Genomic DNA, 23,496 nt, shown 5'->3' with positions numbered 1-23,496 from the left:
AGCAGCTGAATCACACGCCGCTCGAGAGCAGCATGTTACGGATGTGACCGATGGCCTTAGTCGGGTTCAGGCCCTTCGGACATACGTTGACGCAGTTCATGATCCCGCGGCAGCGGAATACGCTGAACGGGTCATCCAGCGAAGCCAGACGCTCGGACGTCTTGGTATCACGGCTGTCTGCCAGGAAGCGGTACGCTTGCAGCAGTGCAGCTGGACCCAGGAATTTGTCCGGGTTCCACCAGAAGGACGGGCAAGAGGTCGAGCAGCAAGCACACAGGATGCACTCGTACAGACCGTCGAGCTTTTCACGCTCTTCCGGGGACTGCAGACGCTCGATGGCCGGAGCCGGAGTATCGTTCTGCAGGTAAGGCTTAACCTTCTCGTATTGCTTGTAGAAGATGCTCATATCGACGACCAGGTCACGGATAACCGGCAAACCTGGCAGAGGACGAACGATCAACTTGTTACCTTTTACAACGGCAGACAGCGGCGTAACGCACGCCAGGCCGTTTTTTCCGTTGATGTTCATGCCGTCGGAACCGCAAACACCTTCACGGCAAGAGCGACGATAGGAGAAACCTTCGTCCTGCTCTTTGATCAGGGCCAGCACATCCAGCACCATCAGGTCTTTACCACCGGTATCAACCTGGAATTCCTGCATGAACGGCGCAGCGTCCTGATCAGGGTTGTAACGATAAACACTGACTTGCAACATGGCGGCCACCCTTAATAAGTCCGAATCTTAGGTTCAAAAGTCGGAACCGTCTTCGGCGAGAAGTTCACGGCACGCTTGGCGACGCGTTTCTCACCCGGGAAGAACAGGGTGTGGCACAGCCAGTTTTCGTCGTCACGATCTTCGAAGTCTTCACGGGCGTGAGCGCCGCGGGACTCTTTACGTACTTCGGCAGCGATGGCGGTAGCTTCGGCCACTTCCAGCAGGTTCTGCAGTTCCAGAGCTTCGATACGCGCAGTGTTGAACGCCTGCGACTTGTCGTTGATCTTGACGTTGGCGATGCGCTTGCGCAGATCGGCCAGCTGGGCAATACCCTTCTGCATGTATTCGCCGGTACGGAATACACCGAAGTAGTTCTGCATGCAGTTTTGCAGTTCGCGACGCAGGGTTGCCACGTCTTCGCCATCGGTACGCTCGTTCAGAGCGGACAGACGAGCCAATGCAGCAGTGATATCGGCGTCGGTGGCGTCGTCGTATTCGATACCGTCGGTCAGCGCCTTTTCCAGGTGCAGGCCGGCAGCACGGCCGAAGACCACCAGGTCGAGCAGCGAGTTGCCACCCAGACGGTTGGCACCGTGAACCGATACGCAAGCCACTTCGCCTACAGCGAACAGGCCTGGGATGATGGTGTCCACGCCTTCGGCGTCCTGAGTGATCGCCTGGCCGTGAATGTTGGTGGCAACGCCGCCCATCATATAGTGGCAGGTTGGAACAACCGGAACCGGAGCAACAACCGGGTCAACGTGAGCAAACGTTTTCGACAGTTCGCAGATGCCTGGCAGACGGCTGTGCAACACTTCCTCGCCCAAATGGTCGAGTTTCAGCATTACGTGGTCGCCATTAGGGCCACAGCCGTTACCGGCGATGATTTCTTTAACCATCGAACGGGCAACAACGTCACGACCAGCCAGGTCTTTCGCGTTCGGAGCATAACGCTCCATGAAACGCTCGCCGTGCTTGTTGATCAGGTAACCACCTTCACCACGGCAACCTTCAGTAACCAGTACACCGGCGCCGGCGATGCCGGTCGGGTGGAACTGCCACATTTCAATGTCTTGTACCGGAACGCCAGCACGCAGAGCCATGCCGACGCCGTCACCGGTGTTGATCAGGGCGTTGGTGGTGGACGCGTAGATACGACCTGCACCGCCGGTTGCCAGAACGGTAGCCTTGGCACGGATGTAGGTGGTTTCGCCGGTTTCGATGCAGATCGCGATCACGCCGACGAACTCGCCTTGACCGTTCTTTACCAGGTCAACAGCGTAGTACTCGTTCAGGAACGTGGTGCCGGCTTTCAGGTTGCCCTGATAAAGGGTATGCAACAGCGCGTGACCGGTACGGTCGGACGCGGCGCAAGTACGAGCAGCCTGGCCGCCCTTGCCGTAGTCCTTGGACTGACCGCCGAACGGACGCTGGTAGATACGACCGGTTTCAGTACGGGAGAACGGCAGACCCATGTGGTCCAGCTCGAAAACTGCGGCCGGGCCTTCCTGACACATGTATTCGATAGCGTCCTGGTCACCGATGTAGTCGGAACCCTTGACGGTATCGTACATATGCCAGCGCCAGTCATCGTTCGGGTCAGCGGACGCGATCGCGCAGGTGATGCCACCCTGTGCCGATACGGTGTGCGAACGAGTCGGGAATACCTTGGTGATTACGGCAGTCTTGTGACCGCCTTGTGCCAGTTGCAGCGCAGCGCGCATGCCGGCACCGCCACCACCAATGATGATGGCGTCGAAAGAAATCGTTGGAATGTTAGCCATGACTCAGATACCCCAGAGAATCTGCACACCCCAGACGAAGTAAGCGAACATCGCAACGCCGCATACTGCCTGGAAAAGGAAACGTATAGCAGTCGCGGACTTGCCGAACGCCATTGGCGTCAGGTAGTCGGTCGCGATGGTCCACATGCCGACCCAGGCGTGAGCGCCGAGGGCAACGAGGGCCAGGAGACTGAAGATACGCATCCAGTTATTGGCGAACAGTTCATGCCATTGGGCGTACTCGAGGCCAGGATGGGCCACGACGTATCCGATCAGGAAAATGAAGTAAGCCGCGAGAACGACCGCAGACACACGTTGCGCCATCCAGTCATAGAGGCCCGAACGCGACAGGTTCGTGACGTTAGTTACCATATCCAAACTCCTGCCAGAACGATTACCACCACGGAAACGGCGATAACGATTTTCGAGCCCAGCTTGCCGCCTTCCAGCGTCTCACCGATGCCCATGTCCATGATCAAGTGGCGCACACCGGCAACCAAGTGATACAGCAGAGCGGACAGGATGCCCCAAATCACTAGCTTGGCTAGCGGACTGGTCAGACACGCTTTCACCTGACCGAAGCCTTCCTCGGAGCTCAGCGACTTGTCCAATGCGTAAAGCATGATGGCAAGGCACACGAAGAGGATGACACCGGAGATACGGTGAAGAATGGACGTGTAAGCAGTGACTGGGAGTTTGATGGTCCTTAGGTCTAGGTTTACAGGTCGTTGGCTTTTCACGGCTTTTTTTTCACACTGAAGAGCCCCTAACAATCAGGGCAAAGTTGTTGGGGAGTGCACTGGTCAGGTAACCACCACCCAGGGAGGCGACCCCCAATAAAGCAAGCCCAAAAGCCCTTGGCGGTCGGCTGCCGAGTATAGACAGTTAGGCTACTAATGACAACGCAAAGACCTCACCCAAACAGCTGATTGCACAACTGACATAAAAGGCGTAAACGGCAGGCAATTTCGAGAAAAAAGTGCGGTTAAAGCCTTCTGGAGCAAGACTTTAGGCAAATTGACATTCGAATTTATCTCACTATAGTGGTGCGGGCCCTGCGTGGGGGGTCTGTCTGATGATTTCAAGCATAAATAGGAGGCCACATGGCTGACAAAAAAGCGCAGTTGATCATCGAGGGCGCAGCCCCCGTCGAGCTGCCCATTTTAACCGGCACCGTTGGTCCCGATGTTATCGATGTTCGGGGTCTGACGGCCACGGGCCGCTTCACCTTTGACCCTGGTTTCATGTCGACCGCTTCCTGCGAGTCGAAGATCACCTATATTGACGGTGACAACGGCATCTTGTTGCACCGCGGTTACCCGATCGAACAGCTGGCTGAAAAGTCGGACTATCTGGAAACCTGCTATCTGCTGCTCAACGGCGAATTGCCGACCGCAGAGCAGAAGGCCCAGTTCGTCAGCACCGTGAAAAACCACACCATGGTTCACGAGCAGTTGAAGACCTTCTTCAACGGCTTCCGTCGCGACGCCCACCCGATGGCCGTCATGTGCGGCGTAGTCGGTGCCCTCTCGGCCTTTTACCACGACTCCCTCGACATCAATAACCCGCAGCATCGCGAAATCTCCGCGATCCGCCTGGTTGCCAAGATGCCGACCCTGGCAGCGATGGTTTACAAGTACTCCATGGGCCAACCCATGATGTACCCGCGCAACGACCTGACGTACGCGGAAAACTTCCTGCACATGATGTTCAACACGCCGTGCGAGATCAAACCGATCAGCCCGGTGCTCGCCAAGGCCATGGACCGGATTTTCATCCTCCACGCCGACCACGAGCAGAACGCATCGACTTCAACCGTTCGTCTGGCGGGCTCTTCGGGTGCCAACCCGTTCGCCTGTATCGCCGCCGGCATCGCTGCACTGTGGGGCCCTGCCCACGGCGGCGCGAACGAAGCCGTTCTGACCATGCTCGATGAAATTGGCGATGTTTCCAACATCGACAAGTACATCGCCAAGGCCAAGGACAAGAACGATCCGTTCAAACTGATGGGCTTCGGTCACCGCGTTTATAAAAACCGCGATCCGCGCGCAACGGTCATGAAGCAGACCTGCGACGAAGTACTGAAAGAACTGGGCATCAACAACGATCCGCAACTCGAACTGGCCATGCGCCTGGAAGAGATCGCCCTGACCGACCCGTACTTCATCGAACGCTCGCTGTACCCGAACGTCGACTTCTACTCGGGGATCATCCTCAAGGCGATCGGCATTCCAACCAGCATGTTCACCGTGATCTTCGCCCTGGCGCGGACCGTTGGCTGGATCTCCCACTGGAAAGAAATGCTCTCCAGCCCTTACAAGATTGGCCGTCCTCGCCAGCTGTACACCGGCTACGAGTCGCGCGACATCACCAAGCTGGAAGACCGCAAGTAAGACTTGTCTTGCGATAACGTCTGGGTTGCATCGGAAACGGCCTCTATTTATATAGAGGCCGTTTTTGTTTGTGCCTGACCTCTCGAAACACCGCGAGGCGGCCTATCGGCCAACATGGTCGGGAGCTTGTACGCATTTCCCCTGTAGGAGCTGAACTGCCAGCGATTGCGTCGCTTCAGGCGTTCATGCGCCACCTGACACACCGCCATCGCTGGCAGGCCAGCTCCTACAGGGATTGGGTACATCCGTAATCGCAAGTAGGCCGCCAGGCCACCTTCACGGCCAATTCGGATCGCCGCGCCACACCCTTTTCAGATACAGGGCGATCAGCGAACAAAAAAAATGCCCCGGTCTCTCGACCAGGGCATTTCTGTTTACCGCAATTTACATAACCAAATCCGAAGCCTTAGTGCGAAACCGCCCCACTGGCACCCAGACCTGTCTGCGAGCGAACGAATTGCGGGAAGAACAGCGCCCGCTCATTGTCCGCAGCAGTGGACTTGTCAGTTACCGAGAAGAACCAGATCCCGACAAAAGCAATGATCATCGAGAACAGCGCCGGGTACTCATACGGGAAGATAGCCTTCTCGTGATGCAGGATCTGCACCCAGATGGTTGGGCCAAGGATCATCAGGCCCACAGCACTGATCAACCCCATCCAGCCACCGATCATCGCACCGCGAGTGGTCAACTTTTTCCAGTACATGGAAAGCAGCAGAACCGGGAAGTTGCAGCTCGCCGCGATGGAGAATGCCAGGCCCACCATGAACGCGATGTTCTGGCTTTCGAACAGGATGCCCAGGCCGATCGCCAACACCGCCAGAGCGATGGTGGTGATTTTCGAGACGCGAATCTCGTCCTTCTCGTTAGCCTTGCCCTTCTTGATCACGCTGGCGTACAGGTCGTGGGACACCGCCGAAGCACCGGCCAGGGTCAGACCGGCAACCACCGCCAGGATGGTCGCGAACGCTACCGCCGAGATGAAGCCCAGGAAGATACTGCCACCGACCGCGTTGGCCAGGTGCACCGCCGCCATGTTGTTACCGCCCAACAGCGCGCCAGCCGCATCTTTGAAAGCCGGGTTGGTGCTGACCAGCAGAATCGCGCCGAAGCCGATGATGAAGGTCAGGATATAGAAGTAACCAATGAAGCCGGTTGCGTACAGCACGCTCTTGCGAGCTTCTTTTGCGTCACTTACGGTGAAGAAGCGCATCAGAATGTGCGGCAGGCCAGCGGTACCGAACATCAGCGCCAGACCCAGGGAGAACGCCGAGATCGGATCTTTCACCAGACCGCCCGGGCTCATGATCGCTTCACCTTTCGGGTGAACCTTGATCGCCTCGGAGAACAGCATGTTGAAGTCGAAGTTGACGTGCTTCATCACCATCAGCGCCATGAACGAAGCGCCGGACAGCAGCAGGACAGCCTTGATGATCTGTACCCAGGTGGTTGCCAGCATGCCGCCGAAGAGCACGTACATGCACATGAGGATACCGACCAGGATCACCGCTACGTGGTAGTCGAGACCGAACAGCAACTGGATCAGCTTACCCGCACCAACCATTTGCGCGATCAGGTAGAACGCCACCACCACCAGCGAACCGCAAGCGGACAGCGAGCGGATCTGGGTTTGCCCGAGGCGATAGGACGCCACGTCGGCAAAGGTGTATTTACCCAGGTTACGCAGGCGCTCAGCGATCAGGAACAGAATGATCGGCCAGCCCACCAGGAAGCCGATCGAGTAGATCAGGCCATCGTAGCCAGAGGTGAACACCAGCGCGGAAATACCCAGGAAGGACGCCGCGGACATATAGTCACCGGCAATCGCCAGACCGTTCTGGAAACCGGTGATCTTGCCGCCCGCCGCATAGTAGTCGGAGGCCGACTTGTTTTTCTTGGACGCCCAATAGGTGATGCACAGGGTCGCGCCAACGAATGCGACGAACATCAGAATCGCGGACACGTTGAGCGGTTGTTTCTGTACGGCGCCGGTCAGGGCGTCAGCCGCCCAGGCGCCCGGTGCGAAGGCTGCGATGCTCAGAAGAGCCATTAGACGCCGGATCATTGCTGAGCCTCCTTGAGAATCGCATTGTTCAGGTCGTCGAACTCGCCATTGGCGCGTCGCACGTAAATACCGGTCAGTATGAAAGCCGAAACAATCAGCCCGACACCGATCGGAATGCCCCAGGTAATCGATGACTCAGGGCTGATTTTCGCCCCCAGTACATGCGGCCCGTAAGCAATCAAAAGGATGAATCCGGAGTAAAGCCCTAGCATGATCGCCGAAAGAATCCAGGCGAATCGTTCCCTCTTGCTAACCAGCTCCTTGAAGCGCGGGCTGTTTTGAATCGAGAGGTAAATGCTGTCGTTCATTGTTTTTATCCTCGCAGCACAGATTTAGTTGGAACGTATCCACTGTATGCGGCTGCGGGGCAGGTTCCAGACGACCTTAGTATTAGAACGACATGACGTATTTGCCAAAATCCAGCAAGAATAAATAAATGCGGGAGCGAGCCTGCTCGCGAAGCCGTCAGGTCAGTCGACATCTTGGTCAACTGACAGACCGCTTCGCGAGCAGGCTCGCTCCCACAGGGTCAAGCGTGCTCTATGTAATTACTTGATCCAGTCAGCCACGCGCTCCGGGTGTTTGGCTACCCAATCCTTCGCCGCTGCATCAGGCTTGGCGCCTTCCTGGATCGCCAGCATGACCTCGCCGATTTCGTCTTTGGAAGCCCACTGGAAGTTCTTCAGGAACTTGGCCACTTCCGGTGCCTTGGTCGCCAGCTCTTTGCTACCGATGCTGTTCACGGTTTCAGCCGCGCCATATACGCCTTTCGGGTCTTCGAGGAAGCGCAGCTTCCACTTGGCGAACATCCAGTGCGGCACCCAACCGGTGACAGCAATGGATTCGTTTTTCTTCTCGGCACGGGTCAGCTCGGCAATCATGCCGGCGCCGGAACTGGCCTTGAGTTGATAACCGGTCAGGTCGTAATCCTTGATTGCCTGCTCGGTCTTGAGCATTACGCCTGAACCGGCGTCGATGCCGACAATGCGTTTCTTGAAGCTGTCGTCGGTTTTCAGGTCTTCAAGCGACTTGGCCTTCACGTAATCCGGAACGATCAAGCCGATCTTGGCATCCTTGAAATTCGGGCCGTAGTCGACGACCTGATCCTTGTTCTTGGCCCAGTAATCGCCGTGGGTCACCGGCAGCCAGGCCGACAGCATGGCGTCGAGTTTGCCGGTAGCCACGCCCTGCCACATGATCCCGGTGGCGACGGCTTGCAGCTTCACGTCATAACCCAGCTTCTGCTTGATTACTTCAGCGGCCACATGAGTGGTCGCCACGCTGTCGGACCAGCCGTCAACGTAACCGATGCTCAGGGTTTTGTTTTCGGCATTGGCGAATGTGGAGCCAATCGCAAGCACCAGAGCGGCACCTGCGCCTAAAAGTCGTCGCATCTTCATCGTTACTTCCCCGAAAGTGCTGCGCTCGACGGATGCCGAGTCGCGTCAACGTATAGTTATGGTGCACAGCGCCCCCATCGCGCCCCACCCGCAAACTCGATCGATCATCAGCGCGATATCAACGAGGGTACTGACGCCTCCGATAATCAACCTGACGCCCATGGAGACCTGCTCTGCCAACGACCTCAAGGCATCGAGAAACGACATCAGAACGCCATGAGTCAGCGACAGCGCCAACGCACCGGCCGATCCGCCCGAACTTTGCATGTCAAAATCATGCAAGGCACCAAGCGCGGGGCAAATGCAGGTAACATGCGCCGCTTTGCTCCCAGACGGCCTGACCATGCCCGCGACGTCCCGCTTCCCTTTTTTTGCTTATCTATTCGCCTGCCTGCTGGGGCTGTTTGCCCTCGGCGGCTTTTGGTACGGCCTCGGTAAACCGGTGATTCTGCCGGACGCCGCCAGCGCGACGCACAAGTTGCAATGCGCCTCTTACACTCCGTTCGACAAGGACCAGTCGCCGTTCGACGTACCGTTCAATTTGCGTCCCGAGCGCATGGACGCCGATCTTGCGTTGCTGTCCAAAAGCTTCGAGTGCATCCGCACTTACTCTATGACCGGCCTCGGCGCGCTGCCTGAACTGGCGCGTAAGCACGGCTTGAAGCTGATGATTGGTTCCTGGGTCAACAGCAACCCGGTGGACACTGAGAAGGAAGTGGACCTGCTGATCGCCTCGGCCAACGCCAACCCGGATGTGGTCACCGCCGTCATCGTCGGCAACGAAACCCTGTTGCGCAAGGAAGTTACTGGCGCGCAACTGGCGAAGCTCATTAACAAAGTCAAAAGCCAGGTCAAACAACCTGTCACTTATGCCGACGTCTGGGAGTTTTGGCTCAAGCATCCGGAAATCGCACCGGCCGTGGATTTCCTGACCATCCATTTGCTGCCGTACTGGGAAGATGATCCGTCGAACATCGACGCCGCGCTGCATCATGTGGCCGAAGTGCGCCAAGTGTTCGGTAATAAATTCGCGCCCAAGGACGTGATGATTGGTGAAACCGGCTGGCCGAGCGAAGGCCGCCAGCGTGAAACGGCGCTGCCGAGTCGGGTCAATGAAGCGAAATTCATTCGCGGTTTTGTCGCCATGGCCGAACAGCAAGGCTGGCACTACAACCTCATCGAAGCCTTCGACCAACCGTGGAAACGCGCCAGCGAGGGTGCGGTCGGTGGTTACTGGGGGCTGTTCGATGCCGATCGTCAGGACAAGGGCGTGCTGGCCGGCCCGGTGTCGAACGTGCCGTACTGGTCGCAGTGGCTGGTGGTTGGCGGGTTTATCTTCCTTGGCACACTGATTCTCGGTGGACGTGTACGCAGCACTCGCGCTGCGCTGGTGCTGCCACTGCTGGGCGCACTGGCCGCTTGCTCGATCGGTGCATGGGGCGATCTGGCACGGGTTACCACACGTTTTGCTAGTGAGTGGCTGTGGGTCGCATTGCTGACCGCGTTGAATGTGTTGGTACTGGCCCATGCAGCGCTGACGTTGAGCCCTCGTACCGGTTGGCGTGGATGGGCATTCAACGTGCTGGAGCGTCGAGCGGGCTGGATCCTCGCAGTGGCAGGTTTTGCCGCAGCGGTGACGATGCTGGAGCTGGTATTCGACCCGCGTTACCGTAGCTTCCCGAGCGTCGCGTTCATCGTGCCAGCGCTCGTTTACCTGTGCCGTCCGGTGAGTGTGCCGCGCCGGGAGATCGCCCTGTTGACCTTCATCATCGGCGCCAGCGTTGCGCCGCAGCTGTTTCGTGAAGGTTTGCAGAATCAGCAGGCCTGGGGATGGGCGCTGGTGAGTGTATTGATGGTTGTTGCGTTGTGGCGCTGCCTTCGAATTCGCAAGGCTTAACCGTTCAGCGAAGTTAATGGCCCATCGCGAGCAGGCTCGCTCCACAGTAGATCTTCAGTGAACGCAATCCCTGTGCGACGTAGATCAAATGTGCGAGCCTGCTCGCGAAAGCTGACTATCAGGCGCTACGAGGCGCCCTGACCAACCGCAACCCCGCAATCACTACCGCAAACACTGCCATCGTCGTGTTATACAACGCCAGCGCCGGAAACCCGAACACCAGCGCCAACACCGCCAGCCACCACCCTGCCCGGCCCGGCAGCAAAAAGCCGATCACGGCAGCCGCCAACGCACCCCAGCCCAACACCTGGAAGTGAATCATCAGCCCCAGGTTCGAGCGCACCTGACATTCCCAGCGACTTGCGTCATCTACGCAGATGCCGACCCACTGCGCATCTTCCATGAAGCCATAACGCGCGCCATAACTGGCGGCCAGCCATAACGGCAGCAAAACGAGCAGCAGAATCACGGGCAAACGGCGGGACATGGAGCACTCCAAAAAGCGAAAAACGGCGGCCAGCTTAATCCCCCGACAGCCTTACGCAAGCGCTAACAACAGTTAACTAGTCATTCAATCACTGCAAAGTGTATCGTCCAGCTACTATTACTTCGAAATTAGGCCTGTTTGGTGCCGATGCGTGGCACTTAGGCACAAATCCGGTGGTCATAGCCTGCGAACTTAATTCGGCACCTTTTCTAAGGGATTTAGTCATGCTCCGATCCTTGCGCTTCGCCGCCCTGTTTGGCGGCCTTATATTGAGTGCGTCCGCACTGGCGGTCGATATCGACGCCGCCAGTTATGGCTATCCCTTGACCAACCCGTTCGAGGCAACCATTGCCACGACGCCGCCGGACCTGCGTCCGGAGTTGCCGCTGGACGATGACATCGATCAGTCGGACCGCAGCCTCACCTTGCGCCCGGAGCGGGCTTTCGAATTACCGGACAACTTTTGGGCGGTGAAGAAACTCACCTACCGCATCGCCACCCAGGATAAAGCCGCACCGCTGATCTTCCTGATCGCCGGCACCGGCGCGCGTTATGACAGCAGCCTCAACGAATACCTTAAAAAGCTCTATTACCAGGCCGGTTATCACGTGGTACAGCTGTCGTCGCCCACCAGCTTCGACTTCATCAGCTCTGCTTCACGTTTTGCAACGCCCGGTATCACCAAAGACGACGCGGAAGACATGTACCGCGTGATGCAGGCCGTGCGGGCGCAAAACCCGAAACTGCCGGTCACCGATTACTACCTCACGGGCTACAGCCTGGGTGCGCTGGATGCGGCATTCGTCGCCCACCTGGACGAAACCCGTCGCAGCTTCAACTTCAAGAAAGTGCTGCTGCTCAATCCACCGGTCAATCTCTACACCTCGATCACCAACCTGGACAGACTGGTCCAGACCGAGGTCAAGGGCATCAACAACACCACCACCTTCTATGAACTGGTGCTGAACAAACTGACCCGCTACTTCCAGCAGAAGGGTTACATCGATCTCAACGACGCACTGCTCTATGACTTCCAACAGTCCAAGCAGCACCTGACCAATGAACAGATGGCCATGCTGATCGGCACCTCGTTCCGTTTCTCGGCGGCCGACATTGCCTTCACGTCAGACCTGATCAACCGTCGCGGCCTGATCACGCCACCGAAGACGCCCATTACCGAAGGCACCAGCCTCACGCCGTACCTCAAGCGGGCGCTGCAATGCGATTTCGACTGCTACATCACCGAACAAGTGATCCCGATGTGGCGCGCCCGCACTGACGGCGGCAGCCTGCTGCAACTGATCGACCAGGTGAGTTTGTATGCGCTGGAGGATTACCTGCACAACAGCCCGAAAATCTCCGTCATGCACAACGCCGACGACGTGATCCTCGGCCCGGGCGACCTCGGTTTCCTGCGCAAGACTTTTGGCAACCGCCTGACCGTTTACCCGCTGGGCGGCCACTGCGGCAACCTTAACTATCGCGTCAACAGCGACGCCATGCTGGAGTTCTTCCGTGGCTAAATATCTCCTGCTTATCGCCGCGTTACTCTGTGCAGGCGTTGCCAACGCCGACAACAGCAAAGCCAATGCCCCGGTGGTCGTCGACAGTGACGGCTTCAAGGAGCCCTTGAGCAAACTCAAATTCAACCCGGGGCTGGATCAACGCGAATTCGAACGCTCGACGCTCAGCGCCTTGAACGTCTACGACCCGCTGGAAGAGTGGAACCGCCGCGTTTACCACTTCAACTACCGGTTCGACCAATGGGTGTTCCTGCCGGTGGTCGACGGCTATCGCTACATCACGCCGAGCTTCTTGCGCACCGGCGTCAGCAACTTCTTCAACAACCTTGGCGACGTGCCAAATCTGCTGAACAGTCTGTTGCAGTTCAAGGGCCAGCGCTCGATGGAAATCACCGGTCGACTGCTGCTCAACACCACCATCGGCATCGCCGGATTGTGGGACCCGGCCACCGCCATGGGCCTGCCGCGCCAGAACGAAGACTTCGGTCAGACTCTGGGCTTCTATGGCGTACCGGGCGGCGCCTACTTCGTGCTGCCGATCCTCGGGCCGTCGAACCTGCGTGATACGGGTGGTCTGTTGGTGGATTTCAGCGCCGAGAACGCAATCAACTTCCTCAACGTGGCCGAAGTCAGCTCCAACCATCCGGAAGTCTGGATCCTGCGTGGCATCGACAAGCGCTACCAGACCAGTTTCCGCTACGGCCAGTTGAACTCGCCGTTCGAGTACGAGAAGGTGCGTTACGTGTACACCGAGTCGCGCAAGTTGCAGATTGCCGAGTAATTCCGGCGGCAACAAAAAAGGCCATTCGATGCGAATCGAATGGCCTTTTTCATGCCCTCGCAAAAATCACCTGTAGGAGCTGGCTTGCCAGCGATGGCGTTCGTAAGAACCCTGCAAGACTCAAGACCCATCGCCAGCAAGCCGGCTCCTACAGTTTTTAGCCTTTGACAGCACGCCAGATCTTGCTGACGACCATCACCACCGCCAACACCACCGCCCCTGCCACAATCCCCGCCACACCATTGAGTAACGTCGGCACGATAAACCCGGCACCGCCCGCCCCTGTGCTGACACTTTCAATCCAGTGGTGCACCATCGGTATGCCGTGGGTGAGGATGCCGCCGCCGACCAGGAACATCGCCGCCGTACCGATCACCGACAGGCTTTTCATCATGTACGGCGCTGCGCGCAAAATGCCGGCGCCGATGCTCTTGGCCACCTGCCCCGGCTTGTGGGTCAGCCACAGGCCCAGGTCATCAAGCTTGACGATGCCCGCCACCAGGCCGTAGACGCCGATGGTCATGACGATAGCGATACCCGAGAGCACCACGACTTGTTGGGTCAGCGCCGAATCGGCCACGACGCCGAGGGTGATGGCGATGATTTCCGCCGAGAGGATGAAATCGGTACGAATGGCACCCTTGATCTTTTCCTTTTCGAACGCCACCAGATCGACCGCCGGGTCCGCCACGGCTTCGACCAGTTCGGCATGCTCGGCCTGGTCTTCAGCCTTGCTGTGGAGAAATTTGTGGGCGAGTTTCTCGAAGCCCTCGAAACACAGGTAAGCGCCGCCAAGCATTAACAATGGCGTAACCAGCCAGGGAATGAACGCGCTGATCGCCAATGCCGAGGGCACCAGGATCAGTTTGTTGATAAACGAGCCCTTGGCGACCGCCCAGACCACGGGGATTTCCCGCTCCGCGCGCACACCGCTGACCTGCTGGGCATTGAGCGCCAGATCATCGCCCAGCACGCCGGCAGTCTTCTTGGCGGCCATTTTGGTCATCAATGCCACATCGTCCAGCACCGCGGCGATGTCGTCGATCAGCACCAGCAAACTGCTTCCTGCCATGAATCGGGTTCCTTCTTGAATGAATGCCGTGCAGCATAGCCCGGCCGAGCGTCGCACGGCGCATTCTTGAGCGCCGCCGAAGGCCGGTGATACCATGCGCAACCGCCAGAACAGGCAAGGAACCACCTGGTTTATGAGCACTATCCGCGAGCGCAACAAACAACTGATCCTGCGTGCCGCCAGTGAAGAATTTGCCGACAAGGGCTTCGCTGCGACCAAAACCAGCGACATCGCAGCCAAGGCGGGATTGCCCAAGCCCAACGTCTACTACTACTTCAAGTCCAAGGAAAACCTCTATCGCGAGGTTTTGGAAAGTATCATCGAGCCGATCCTGCAGGCCTCGACGCCGTTCAACCCCGACGGCGTGCCCAGCGAAGTGCTGAGCGGCTACATCCGCTCGAAAATCCGCATCTCCCGCGACTTGCCATTTGCCTCCAAGGTATTCGCCAGCGAAATCATGCACGGCGCCCCACACCTGAGCGCCGACCTGGTCGAGCAACTCAACAGCCAGGCCAAGCACAACATCGACTGCATCCAGACCTGGATCGACCGCGGCCAGATCGCCCCCATCGACCCCAACCACCTGATGTTCAGCATCTGGGCCGCCACCCAGACCTACGCCGACTTCGACTGGCAAATCACCGCCATCACCGGCAAGGCCAAGCTGGATGAAGAGGATTATGAAGCGGCCGCGCAGACGATTATTCGTTTGGTGCTTAAAGGGTGTGAGCCGGACTGATAGACCGTGGTGGATTTATCGCTAGCAGCTAGCTCCCACAGGGGTTGTGCACATCGCAGATCCATTGTGGGAGCCAGCCTGCTGGCCATGGCTGTAGATCAATACAAAAGTTACGCCACCACCCCCGCATCCGCCCTCAACCCCAGCGCCTCGATCGCATTGATCGCACACTGTTCATCAACATCCGACAAATCCCCGCTGATCCCCACCGCTCCCAGCACATTTCCGGCGTGATCACGAATCAACACACCACCCGGTGCCGGCACGACGCTGCCCTGCCCCAGGCTGTTCAACGCCGCGATAAACGCCGGACGTTGTTGGGCGTCCAGTGCCAGCAGGCGTGAGCCTTTGCCCAGTGCGATGGCGCCCCAGGCCTTGCCGATGGCCACTTGCGGGCGCAGCAGGCTGGCGCCGTCTTCGCGTTGCAGGGTGATCAGATGCCCGCCGGCATCCAGCACCGCGATAGTCAGCGGTGCAGCGGAAATCGCCCGCCCCGCGGTGATGGCCTCGTTGACCAGGTTGACTGCGACTTTCAAGGTTAAAGCGCTCATGGTGCCGTCCTCATTTTGTTTTTCGGAAAGCCGTTGGGATGCGCGTTTGTGCCGCAGCCCGATGCAACAAATAGAACACAATGGTTTATGTTTTTGTATACAATAATTCTCGAAAAGCGCCACATGCGACGAAAAGCCACAGTAGATCGGGCTTCAGACGAATGAAACGAGCGCTTGAGAAAATGGATTGACCTGCGCCGTCCGCCGTGAATACACTCTGCGCAAAGCCACTTGTATACAATTACAAAACGTAAGAGGCACAAAACCATGAGCAAAATGAGAGCAATCGAAGCCGCCGTTCTGGTGATGCGCCGTGAAGGGGTTGATACCGCTTTTGGCATCCCGGGTGCCGCCATCAACCCGCTGTACAACGCCCTGCAAAAAGTCGGCGGCATCGATCATGTCCTTGCTCGCCACGTTGAAGGCGCCTCGCACATGGCCGAGGGCTACACCCGCACCAAGGCCGGCAACATCGGCGTGTGCATCGGCACCTCCGGCCCTGCCGGCACCGACATGGTCACCGGGCTCTACAGCGCCTCGGCGGACTCGATCCCAATCCTCTGCATCACCGGCCAGGCACCCCGCGCCCGTATGCACAAGGAAGACTTCCAGGCTGTCGACATCACCAGCATCGTCAAGCCTGTGACCAAGTGGGCAACCACTGTTCTGGAACCGGGCCAAGTGCCTTACGCGTTCCAGAAAGCATTCTATGAAATGCGCTCCGGCCGTCCGGGCCCGGTGCTGATCGACCTGCCGTTCGACGTGCAGATGGCTGAAATCGAATTCGACATCGACGCTTACCAGCCACTGCCGCTGGCCAAGCCGACCGCTAGCCGCGTTCAGGTGGAGAAGGCTTTGGCCTTGCTCGATCAGGCCGAGCGTCCATTGCTGGTAGCCGGTGGTGGCATCATCAATGCCGATGCCAGCGACTTGCTGGTGGAATTCGCCGAGCTGACCGGCATCCCGGTCATCCCGACCCTGATGGGCTGGGGCACCATTCCGGACGATCACCCGCTGATGGTGGGCATGGTCGGTTTGCAGACTTCGCATCGTTATGGCAACGCCACGATGCTCAAGTCCGACGTGGTGCTGGGCATCGGTAACCGTTGGGCCAACCGCCACACCGGTTCGGTTGACGTCTATACCGAAGGCCGCAAGTTCATTCACGTCGACATCGAAGGCACGCAGATCGGCCGCGTGTTCACCCCGGACCTGGGCATCGTTTCCGACGCCGCTGCCGCGCTGACCGTGTTCATCGAAGTCGCCCGCGAATGGCAAGCCGCCGGCAAGCTGAAAAACCGTAGCGCCTGGCTGCAAGACTGCCAGCAGCGCAAGGCCAGTCTGCAGCGCAAGACTCACTTCGACAACGTGCCGGTCAAGCCGCAGCGTGTATACGAAGAAATGAACCAGGTGTTTGGCAAAGACACTTGCTACGTCAGCACCATTGGTCTGTCGCAGATTGCCGGCGCGCAGTTCCTGCACGTCTACAAGCCACGCCACTGGATCAACTGCGGTCAGGCAGGCCCGTTGGGCTGGACCATTCCGGCGGCGCTGGGTGTGGTCAAGGCTGATCCGGACCGTAAAGTCGTGGCCCTGTCGGGGGACTATGACTTCCAGTTCATGATCGAAGAATTGGCGGTGGGCGCGCAGTTCAAGCTGCCGTACATTCATGTGGTGGTGAACAACTCGTACCTGGGGCTGATCCGCCAGGCGCAGCGCGGTTTCGACATGGACTACTGCGTGCAGCTGTCCTTCGATAACCTCAACGCTCCGGAACTCAACGGTTACGGTGTTGACCACGTCGCAGTTGCCGAGGGCCTCGGTTGCAAGGCGCTGCGAGTGTTCGAACCGGCTCAGATCCAGCCTGCCCTGCGCAAGGCCCAGGAGCTGATCGAAGAGTTCAAGGTTCCGGTGATCGTCGAGATTATCCTGGAGCGCGTGACCAACATTTCCATGGGCACCGAGATCAACGCCGTCAACGAATTCGAAGACCTGGCGCTGGTCGGCAACGACGCACCGACGGCGATTTCGTTGCTGGATTAATAGCTGTTCGTTCCCCTTGTAGGAGCCGGCCTGCTGGCGATTGCGGTTCATCAATCGACCTTGATGTGACTGATACAACGTCATCGCCAGCAAGCCGGCTCCTACAGGGGAAACTCAAAAAAATTACGGGAGACCACCATGCCGCGTTTCGCAGCCAACCTGTCCATGCTGTTCACCGAACAGGAGTTCCTCGCCCGTTTCGAAGCGGCCGCCAAGGCCGGTTTCAGTGGTGTCGAATACCTGTTCCCCTACGACTTCAGCTCGGCCGAAATCAAGGCCAAGCTCGACGCCAACCGTCTGACCCAAGTGCTGTTCAACCTGCCGGCCGGTGACTGGGCCAAGGGCGAGCGCGGTATCGCCTGCCTGCCGGACCGGGTTGAAGAGTTCCGCGGCGGTGTCGATCTGGCCATCGCTTACGCAAAAGTGCTGGGCAACACCCAGGTCAACTGCCTGGCCGGTATTCGTCCGCAGGGTTTTGACGATGCCACTGTGGAGAAAACCTTCGTTGCCAACCTCAAGTACGCGGCTGAAAAGCTGCAAGCGGCGGGCATCAAACTGGTGATGGAAGCGATCAACACCCGCGACATCCCGGGCTTTTACCTGAACAACACGGCACAAGCCCTGTCGATTCGCGAGCAGGTCGGTAGCGCCAACCTGTTCCTGCAATACGACATCTATCACATGCAAATCATGGAAGGCGATCTGGCCCGCACCCTGCAATCGCACCTGGGCGAGATCAACCATGTGCAGCTCGCGGACAACCCGGGGCGAAACGAACCAGGCACCGGTGAAATCAACTACCGCTTCCTGTTCGAACACCTGGACCGCATCGGGTATCAGGGTTGGGTCGGTTGCGAATACAAGCCGCTGACTACCACGGAAGCGGGTTTGGGCTGGCTGAAAACCCACAACGCAATTTGACGCTGCCCCCTGTAGGAGCTGGCTTGCCAGCGATCCAGGCAACTCGGTCTGTCATGCAAACCGCAGTGATGCCATCGCCAGCAAGCCGGCTCCTACAAGAGCATCATTTACGCAATCCCTGTAGGAGCTGGCTTGCCAGCGATCCAGGCAACTCGGTCTGTCATGCAAACCGCAGTGATGCCATCGCCAGCAAGCCGGCTCCTACAAAAGCATCATTTACGCAATCCCTGTAGGAGCTGGCTTGCCAGCGATCCAGGCAACTCGGTCTGTCATGCAAACCGCAGTGATGCCATCGCCAGCAAGCCGACTCCTACAAAAGCGGTTCCCCATTTGTTTGACGCAGCAATAAAAACAAGAGGATTTTCTCATGGCTAAAATCGGATTTATCGGCACCGGCATCATGGGCCACCCAATGGCGGCGAACCTGCAGAAAGCCGGTCACAGCCTGTTCCTTTCGCAACACCACGACGCCGCGCCCGCCGACCTGATCGCCGCTGGCGCCGTCGCCCTGGCGAACCCGAAAGAAGTCGCGCAAGAAGCCGAATTCATCATCGTCATGGTTCCGGATACCCCGCAGGTCGATGACGTGCTGTTCCGCGCCGATGGCGTTGCCGCCGGTGTTGGCAAAGGCAAAGTCGTGATCGACATGAGCTCGATCTCGCCCACCGCCACCAAGGCCTTCGCCGCCAAGATCAACGAAAAAGGCGCGCAGTACCTCGACGCACCCGTGTCCGGCGGTGAAGTGGGCGCCAAGGCGGCGACCCTGAGCATCATGGTCGGCGGTGATGGCGATGCCTTCGAACGCGCCCTGCCGCTGTTCCAGGCCATGGGCAAGAACATCACCCTGGTCGGTGGCAATGGCGACGGTCAAACCGCGAAAGTGGCCAACCAGATCATCGTTGCGCTGAACATCCAGGCGGTGGCCGAAGCCCTGCTGTTCGCCTCGAAAAACGGCGCCGATCCAGCCAAGGTGCGTGAAGCGCTGATGGGTGGTTTCGCGTCCTCGAAGATCCTCGAAGTGCACGGCGAGCGCATGATCAAAGGCACCTTCGATCCGGGCTTCCGCATCAGCCTGCACCAGAAGGACCTGAACCTGGCCCTGCAAGGTGCCAAGGAACTGAACATCAACCTGCCGAACACCGCCAATACCCAGCAAGTGTTCAGCACCTGCGCAGCCATCGGTGGCAGCAACTGGGACCACTCGGCGCTGATCAAGGGCCTGGAACACATGGCGAATTTCTCGATTCGCGATAAATAACGCCACACCCCCTGTAGGCGCTGGCTTGCCAGCGATTGCGTCGACGCGGTCTGCCTGACATATCGAGGCGTCTGGGTCGCTGGCAAGCCAGCTCCTACAGAACCGAGTTACCCTCCAAATAACAAGAATTCCGGGAGCCCGCCATGTCGGTCGATCCGCAACAATTCCTGCGCGAGCTGTTCGCCACAGCCATCGACGCGGCCCATCCGCAACAAGTCCTCGAAGCCCATTTGCCTGCCGACCGCAGCGGTCGCTTGATCGTCATTGGCGCCGGCAAAGCCGCAGCCGCCATGGCGCAAGTTGTCGAGCGTTGCTGGCAGGGTGAAGTGTCCGGTCTGGTGGTGACCCGCTACGGTCACGGCGCCCCCTGCGAAAAAATCGAAGTGGTCGAAGCCGCGCATCCCGTGCCTGATGCTGCCGGCCAGGCCGTTGCCAAGCGTGTCTTCGAGCTGGTCAGCAACCTGACCGAAGCTGATCGCGTAATCTTCCTGCTCTCGGGCGGAGGATCGGCGTTGCTTGCCCTGCCCGCTGCCGGCATCACTCTCGCGGACAAGCAGTCGATCAACAAAGCGCTGCTCAAATCCGGCGCCACCATCGGCGAAATGAACTGCGTGCGCAAGCACCTCTCGGCGATCAAGGGTGGCCGTCTCGGCAAGGCCTGTTGGCCTGCCACTGTGTATACGTATGCGATTTCCGATGTGCCGGGCGACCTCGCCACGGTCATCGCCTCCGGCCCCACCGTGGCCGACCCGAGCACCTCAGCCGAAGCGCTGGCGATCCTCAAGCGCTACAACATCGAGGTGCCGGTATCCGTGCGCAACTGGCTGCAAAGCCCGGAATCGGAAACCGTCAAACCCGGTGATCCGAGTCTGGCGCGCAGTCATTTCCAGTTGATCGCCCGACCGCAGCAATCTCTGGAAGCGGCGGCGGTGAAATGCCGCCAGGCCGGTTTCAGCCCGTTGATCCTCGGCGACCTGGAAGGCGAATCCCGCGAAGTGGCCAAGGTCCACGCCGGCATCGTTCGCCAGGTGCTCCTGCATGGACAGCCATTGCCAGCACCGTGCGTGATTCTCTCCGGCGGCGAAACCACCGTGACCGTGCGCGGCAATGGCCGGGGCGGACGCAACGCTGAATTCTTGCTCAGCCTGACTGACAGCCTCAAGGGCTTGCCCGGCGTTTATGCGCTGGCCGGCGATACCGATGGCATCGACGGTTCCGAAGACAACGCGGGCGCGATCATGGCTCCGGATAGCTACGCCCGCGCCGCCGCCCTCGGTTTGAGCGCCAGTGACGAGTTGGACAACAACAATGGCTACGGCTACTTCGAGGCACTGGACGCACTGATCGTCACCGAGCCGACCCGCACCAACGTCAACGATTTCCGCGCCATTCTGATCCTCGAGAACCCTAAACATGACGCCTGATAAAAAGGTCAAAATCCTCGCCACCCTCGGCCCCGCCACCAACGGGATCGACGACATCCGCGAGCTGGTGCAGGCCGGGGTCAACATTTTCCGCCTGAACTTCAGCCATGGCGATCACGCCGACCACGCCAAGCGCTATCAGTGGATCCGCGAAGTCGAACGCCAGCTCAATTATCCGCTGGGCATTCTGATGGACCTGCAAGGCCCGAAACTGCGGGTTGGCAAGTTCGCCGAGGGCAAAGTGCAATTGCATCGAGGTCAGGCCCTGCGCCTGGACCTCGACGCCACGCCGGGTGATGAGCGCCGGGTCAACCTGCCGCACCCGGAAATCATCGCCGCACTGGAGCCGGGCATGGACCTGCTGCTCGACGACGGCAAGCTGCGTCTGCGGGTGGTCACCAAATACGCCGACGCCATCGACACCACCGTGCTCAACGGCGGCGAACTCTCGGACCGCAAGGGTGTGAACGTGCCGCAAGCGGTGCTCGACCTGAGTCCGCTGACCGCCAAGGATCGCCGCGATCTGAGCTTCGGCCTGGAACTGGGTGTGGACTGGGTGGCGCTGTCGTTTGTGCAGCGACCCGATGACATCCGCGAAGCCCGCACGCTGATCGGCGACAAGGCGTTCTTGATGGCGAAGATCGAGAAGCCGTCGGCCGTTGAACAACTGCGAGAGATTGCCGAGCTGAGCGATGCAATCATGGTGGCTCGCGGCGATTTGGGCGTGGAAGTGCCGGCCGAAAGCGTGCCGCAAATTCAGAAGAACATCATCAGTACGTGCCGCCAACTCGGTAAACCGGTGGTCGTGGCAACACAGATGCTGGAGTCGATGCGCTTCTCCCCGGCGCCAACCCGCGCCGAGGTAACCGATGTGGCCAACGCCGTGGCCGAAGGTGCGGACGCGGTGATGCTGTCGGCCGAAACCGCGTCCGGCGACTACCCGCTGGAAGCGGTGCAGATGATGAGCAAAATCATCCGCCAGGTGGAGAACGGCCCGGACTACCAGACTCAGCTCGACGTCAGCCGACCGAAAGCCGAGGCAACAGTTTCCGATGCCATCAGTTGCGCGATTCGCCGTATCAGCAACGTGCTGCCGGTGGCGGTGCTGGTGAACTACAGCGAGTCGGGTACGTCGAGCCTGCGCGCTGCGCGTGAACGGCCAACCGTGCCGATCCTCAATCTCACGCCGAATCTGCAGACGGCTCGTCGCTTGACCGTGGCGTGGGGTGTGCACTCGGTGGTCAATGATCGGCTGCGTCAGGTCGATGAAGTGTGTTCCACAGCGTTGGAAATTGCCCAGGCCCAGGGTATGGCGCAGCGTGGCGACACGTTATTGATCACGGCGGGTGTGCCGTTTGGGCAGCCGGGGTCGACTAACTCACTGCGTATCGAGACGTTGATCTAGAGCGCCCCTACCGGCCCCATCGCTGGCAAGCCAGCTCCTACAGGGACAGCGTATTTCTGTAGGCGCTGGCTTGCCAGCGATGCAGGCGACTCGGTCCCTTTGACACACAGAATTAAAATGCCTGCCAACCACTTCAACACCCACTGCCCCGACTGGGCGGAAGCTTTGCTCAACGGCTTCAGTCAAATATTCCTCCAGCGTAATCCGCTATGCGGCTTGCTATGCCTCTGCGCCATCCTGTTTACCACGCCCGCCCTGCTGGGGGGTGCTCTACTCGGCGGCGTCGCGGGGTTGCTCACCGCTCAGCGTCGCGGCTATGCCAAGGCCGATCGCCAAGCCGGGCTCTTCAGTTACAACGGCGTACTGCTCGGCTTGCTGCTGAGCCTGTATTTCCCGTGGTCGGCCATGTTGCCGCTGCTGATCCTCGCCGCTGGCGGCCTGAGCGCCATGCTCACTCAGCAGTGGCTCAAACGCACCCGGCTTAGCCAATACCTGCCGGCCTATACCGCGCCCTTCGTCGGACTGAGCTGGTTGCTGCTGTGTTTCGCCACGCCCTCGACCCAGGCGCATTTGATCGAAGTCAGCACGCTGAATATGCTCGCCGCGCCACTCAAGGGTCTCGGCCAGGTGATGTTCCTCGGCCATCCGCTAGCCGGTGCGTTGATTGCCGCCGGGCTGCTGATCGCTGATCGTCGCGCGTTCTGCTGGGCGTTGTTGGCGTCTGCGGCGGGCATGGGCTGGAGTTTGCTGCACCACGACTTTTACACCGCCCTGCTCGGCCTCGGTGGCTATAACGCGGTGCTCGCCGCCCTCGCCTTCAATTCGCAACGCCAGCAGCCGTGGCGACCCTTGGTCGGCATTGCGTTGGCGCTGCTGGTGACGCCAATGTTCGCCGCTATTGGTCTTCCAACGCTGACCACGCCGTTCATCCTTGCCTGCTGGCTGATCCGTGCGACGACGCAAGTGCTCGGCAAAGCCACGAATGCCTCTGCGCCTTGCGCTCCCGGGGAGAATCAACCTAGGCTGCGCTGATTCCCG

22 protein-coding genes are annotated in these 23,496 nt (G+C 59.1%); 11 read left to right on the top strand and 11 right to left on the bottom strand.

Annotated features, from left to right (window positions below):
* Nucleotides 1–10: 10 nt before the first annotated feature.
* From ABVN21_RS03545 to sdhC, 4 genes are read right to left on the bottom strand one after another with little or no spacing between them, the layout of a single operon-like run.
* Nucleotides 11–715, bottom strand: a complete 705-nt coding sequence (locus ABVN21_RS03545) for a succinate dehydrogenase iron-sulfur subunit (RefSeq protein WP_008063297.1) — start codon at nucleotides 713–715, stop codon at nucleotides 11–13.
* 11 nt (nucleotides 716–726) lie between these two features.
* Nucleotides 727–2,499, bottom strand: coding sequence for a succinate dehydrogenase flavoprotein subunit (sdhA, locus tag ABVN21_RS03540; protein WP_339556639.1), 1,773 nt, complete (start codon nucleotides 2,497–2,499; stop codon nucleotides 727–729).
* 3 nt (nucleotides 2,500–2,502) lie between these two features.
* Entirely contained in the window at nucleotides 2,503–2,871 is a 369-nt protein-coding gene (sdhD, locus tag ABVN21_RS03535) for a succinate dehydrogenase, hydrophobic membrane anchor protein (protein ID WP_034146346.1), read from the bottom strand.
* Nucleotides 2,865–3,239 carry a succinate dehydrogenase, cytochrome b556 subunit gene (gene sdhC, locus ABVN21_RS03530; RefSeq protein WP_016773673.1) on the bottom strand — a complete coding sequence of 125 codons (375 nt, stop codon included), beginning with the start codon at nucleotides 3,237–3,239 and terminating at the stop codon, nucleotides 2,865–2,867. The genes sdhD and sdhC overlap by 7 nt, the downstream gene beginning before the upstream one ends.
* Before the next feature lie 363 nt (nucleotides 3,240–3,602).
* Between sdhC and gltA the strand changes: the two genes are divergently transcribed.
* A complete protein-coding gene (gene gltA, locus ABVN21_RS03525; RefSeq protein WP_017337241.1) occupies nucleotides 3,603–4,892 on the top strand; it encodes a citrate synthase in 1,290 nt (429 codons plus the stop codon).
* 406 nt (nucleotides 4,893–5,298) lie between these two features.
* Here the strand turns inward: gltA and ABVN21_RS03520 are convergent, their stop codons facing one another.
* From ABVN21_RS03520 to ABVN21_RS03505, 4 genes are all read right to left on the bottom strand, one after another.
* A complete protein-coding gene (locus ABVN21_RS03520) occupies nucleotides 5,299–6,957 on the bottom strand; it encodes a cation acetate symporter (RefSeq protein WP_339556640.1) in 1,659 nt (552 codons plus the stop codon).
* On the bottom strand, nucleotides 6,954–7,265 hold the full coding sequence (locus ABVN21_RS03515) for a DUF485 domain-containing protein (protein WP_008061165.1): 312 nt from the start codon (nucleotides 7,263–7,265) through the stop codon (nucleotides 6,954–6,956). The genes ABVN21_RS03520 and ABVN21_RS03515 overlap by 4 nt, the downstream gene beginning before the upstream one ends.
* Before the next feature lie 240 nt (nucleotides 7,266–7,505).
* Nucleotides 7,506–8,357, bottom strand: a complete 852-nt coding sequence (locus tag ABVN21_RS03510; protein WP_339556641.1) for a glycine betaine ABC transporter substrate-binding protein — start codon at nucleotides 8,355–8,357, stop codon at nucleotides 7,506–7,508.
* Between the two features lie 45 nt (nucleotides 8,358–8,402).
* On the bottom strand, nucleotides 8,403–8,624 hold the full coding sequence (locus ABVN21_RS03505) for a hypothetical protein (protein ID WP_339556642.1): 222 nt from the start codon (nucleotides 8,622–8,624) through the stop codon (nucleotides 8,403–8,405).
* 34 nt (nucleotides 8,625–8,658) lie between these two features.
* Here ABVN21_RS03505 and ABVN21_RS03500 point away from each other — a divergent pair, with 34 nt between their 5' ends.
* Nucleotides 8,659–10,254, top strand: a complete 1,596-nt coding sequence (locus tag ABVN21_RS03500) for a beta (1-6) glucans synthase (protein ID WP_339556643.1) — start codon at nucleotides 8,659–8,661, stop codon at nucleotides 10,252–10,254.
* Nucleotides 10,255–10,372: 118 nt separating this feature from the next.
* Here the strand turns inward: ABVN21_RS03500 and ABVN21_RS03495 are convergent, their stop codons facing one another.
* On the bottom strand, nucleotides 10,373–10,741 hold the full coding sequence (locus ABVN21_RS03495) for a hypothetical protein (protein WP_339556644.1): 369 nt from the start codon (nucleotides 10,739–10,741) through the stop codon (nucleotides 10,373–10,375).
* A gap of 224 nt (nucleotides 10,742–10,965) precedes the next feature.
* Here ABVN21_RS03495 and ABVN21_RS03490 point away from each other — a divergent pair, with 224 nt between their 5' ends.
* Nucleotides 10,966–12,264: a serine/threonine protein kinase gene (locus ABVN21_RS03490; RefSeq protein ID WP_339556645.1), complete on the top strand. Its 1,299-nt coding sequence runs from the start codon at nucleotides 10,966–10,968 to the stop codon at nucleotides 12,262–12,264.
* Nucleotides 12,257–13,045, top strand: coding sequence for a VacJ family lipoprotein (locus tag ABVN21_RS03485; RefSeq protein WP_339556646.1), 789 nt, complete (start codon nucleotides 12,257–12,259; stop codon nucleotides 13,043–13,045). The genes ABVN21_RS03490 and ABVN21_RS03485 overlap by 8 nt, the downstream gene beginning before the upstream one ends.
* Before the next feature lie 157 nt (nucleotides 13,046–13,202).
* Here ABVN21_RS03485 and ABVN21_RS03480 read toward each other — a convergent pair whose 3' ends face one another.
* Nucleotides 13,203–14,117 carry a DUF808 domain-containing protein gene (locus tag ABVN21_RS03480; RefSeq protein WP_339556647.1) on the bottom strand — a complete coding sequence of 305 codons (915 nt, stop codon included), beginning with the start codon at nucleotides 14,115–14,117 and terminating at the stop codon, nucleotides 13,203–13,205.
* 133 nt (nucleotides 14,118–14,250) lie between these two features.
* Between ABVN21_RS03480 and ABVN21_RS03475 the strand changes: the two genes are divergently transcribed.
* Nucleotides 14,251–14,856, top strand: coding sequence for a TetR/AcrR family transcriptional regulator (locus ABVN21_RS03475; protein ID WP_339556648.1), 606 nt, complete (start codon nucleotides 14,251–14,253; stop codon nucleotides 14,854–14,856).
* Nucleotides 14,857–14,966: 110 nt separating this feature from the next.
* Here ABVN21_RS03475 and ABVN21_RS03470 read toward each other — a convergent pair whose 3' ends face one another.
* Entirely contained in the window at nucleotides 14,967–15,407 is a 441-nt protein-coding gene (locus ABVN21_RS03470; RefSeq protein WP_339556649.1) for a heme-binding protein, read from the bottom strand.
* 267 nt (nucleotides 15,408–15,674) lie between these two features.
* On the opposite strand from ABVN21_RS03470, the gene gcl reads away from it, so the two are divergent.
* From gcl to ABVN21_RS03440, 6 genes are all read left to right on the top strand, one after another.
* The gene (gene gcl / locus ABVN21_RS03465; protein WP_339556650.1) at nucleotides 15,675–17,450 is read left to right on the top strand and encodes a glyoxylate carboligase; all 1,776 of its coding nucleotides are present in this window, start codon (nucleotides 15,675–15,677) and stop codon (nucleotides 17,448–17,450) included.
* A 138-nt stretch (nucleotides 17,451–17,588) separates the two neighbouring features.
* Nucleotides 17,589–18,371 (top strand): hydroxypyruvate isomerase, encoded by a 783-nt coding sequence (gene hyi, locus ABVN21_RS03460; RefSeq protein ID WP_339556651.1) that lies wholly within the window; start codon nucleotides 17,589–17,591, stop codon nucleotides 18,369–18,371.
* A gap of 367 nt (nucleotides 18,372–18,738) precedes the next feature.
* On the top strand, nucleotides 18,739–19,629 hold the full coding sequence (locus ABVN21_RS03455; RefSeq protein ID WP_339553881.1) for a 2-hydroxy-3-oxopropionate reductase: 891 nt from the start codon (nucleotides 18,739–18,741) through the stop codon (nucleotides 19,627–19,629).
* A 143-nt stretch (nucleotides 19,630–19,772) separates the two neighbouring features.
* A complete protein-coding gene (locus ABVN21_RS03450) occupies nucleotides 19,773–21,053 on the top strand; it encodes a glycerate kinase (RefSeq protein ID WP_339553882.1) in 1,281 nt (426 codons plus the stop codon).
* Nucleotides 21,043–22,458: a pyruvate kinase gene (gene pyk / locus ABVN21_RS03445; protein WP_339553883.1), complete on the top strand. Its 1,416-nt coding sequence runs from the start codon at nucleotides 21,043–21,045 to the stop codon at nucleotides 22,456–22,458. Before ABVN21_RS03450 ends, pyk begins: the two co-directional genes overlap by 11 nt.
* A gap of 117 nt (nucleotides 22,459–22,575) precedes the next feature.
* The gene (locus ABVN21_RS03440) at nucleotides 22,576–23,490 is read left to right on the top strand and encodes an urea transporter (protein WP_339553884.1); all 915 of its coding nucleotides are present in this window, start codon (nucleotides 22,576–22,578) and stop codon (nucleotides 23,488–23,490) included.
* Nucleotides 23,491–23,496 lie beyond the last annotated feature (6 nt).

Source organism: Pseudomonas sp. MYb327, from assembly GCF_040438925.1.
GTDB lineage: Bacteria > Pseudomonadota > Gammaproteobacteria > Pseudomonadales > Pseudomonadaceae > Aquipseudomonas.
Note: the sequence above shows the minus strand (reverse complement) of the source record. Positions and strands in the feature narration are given on the sequence as shown.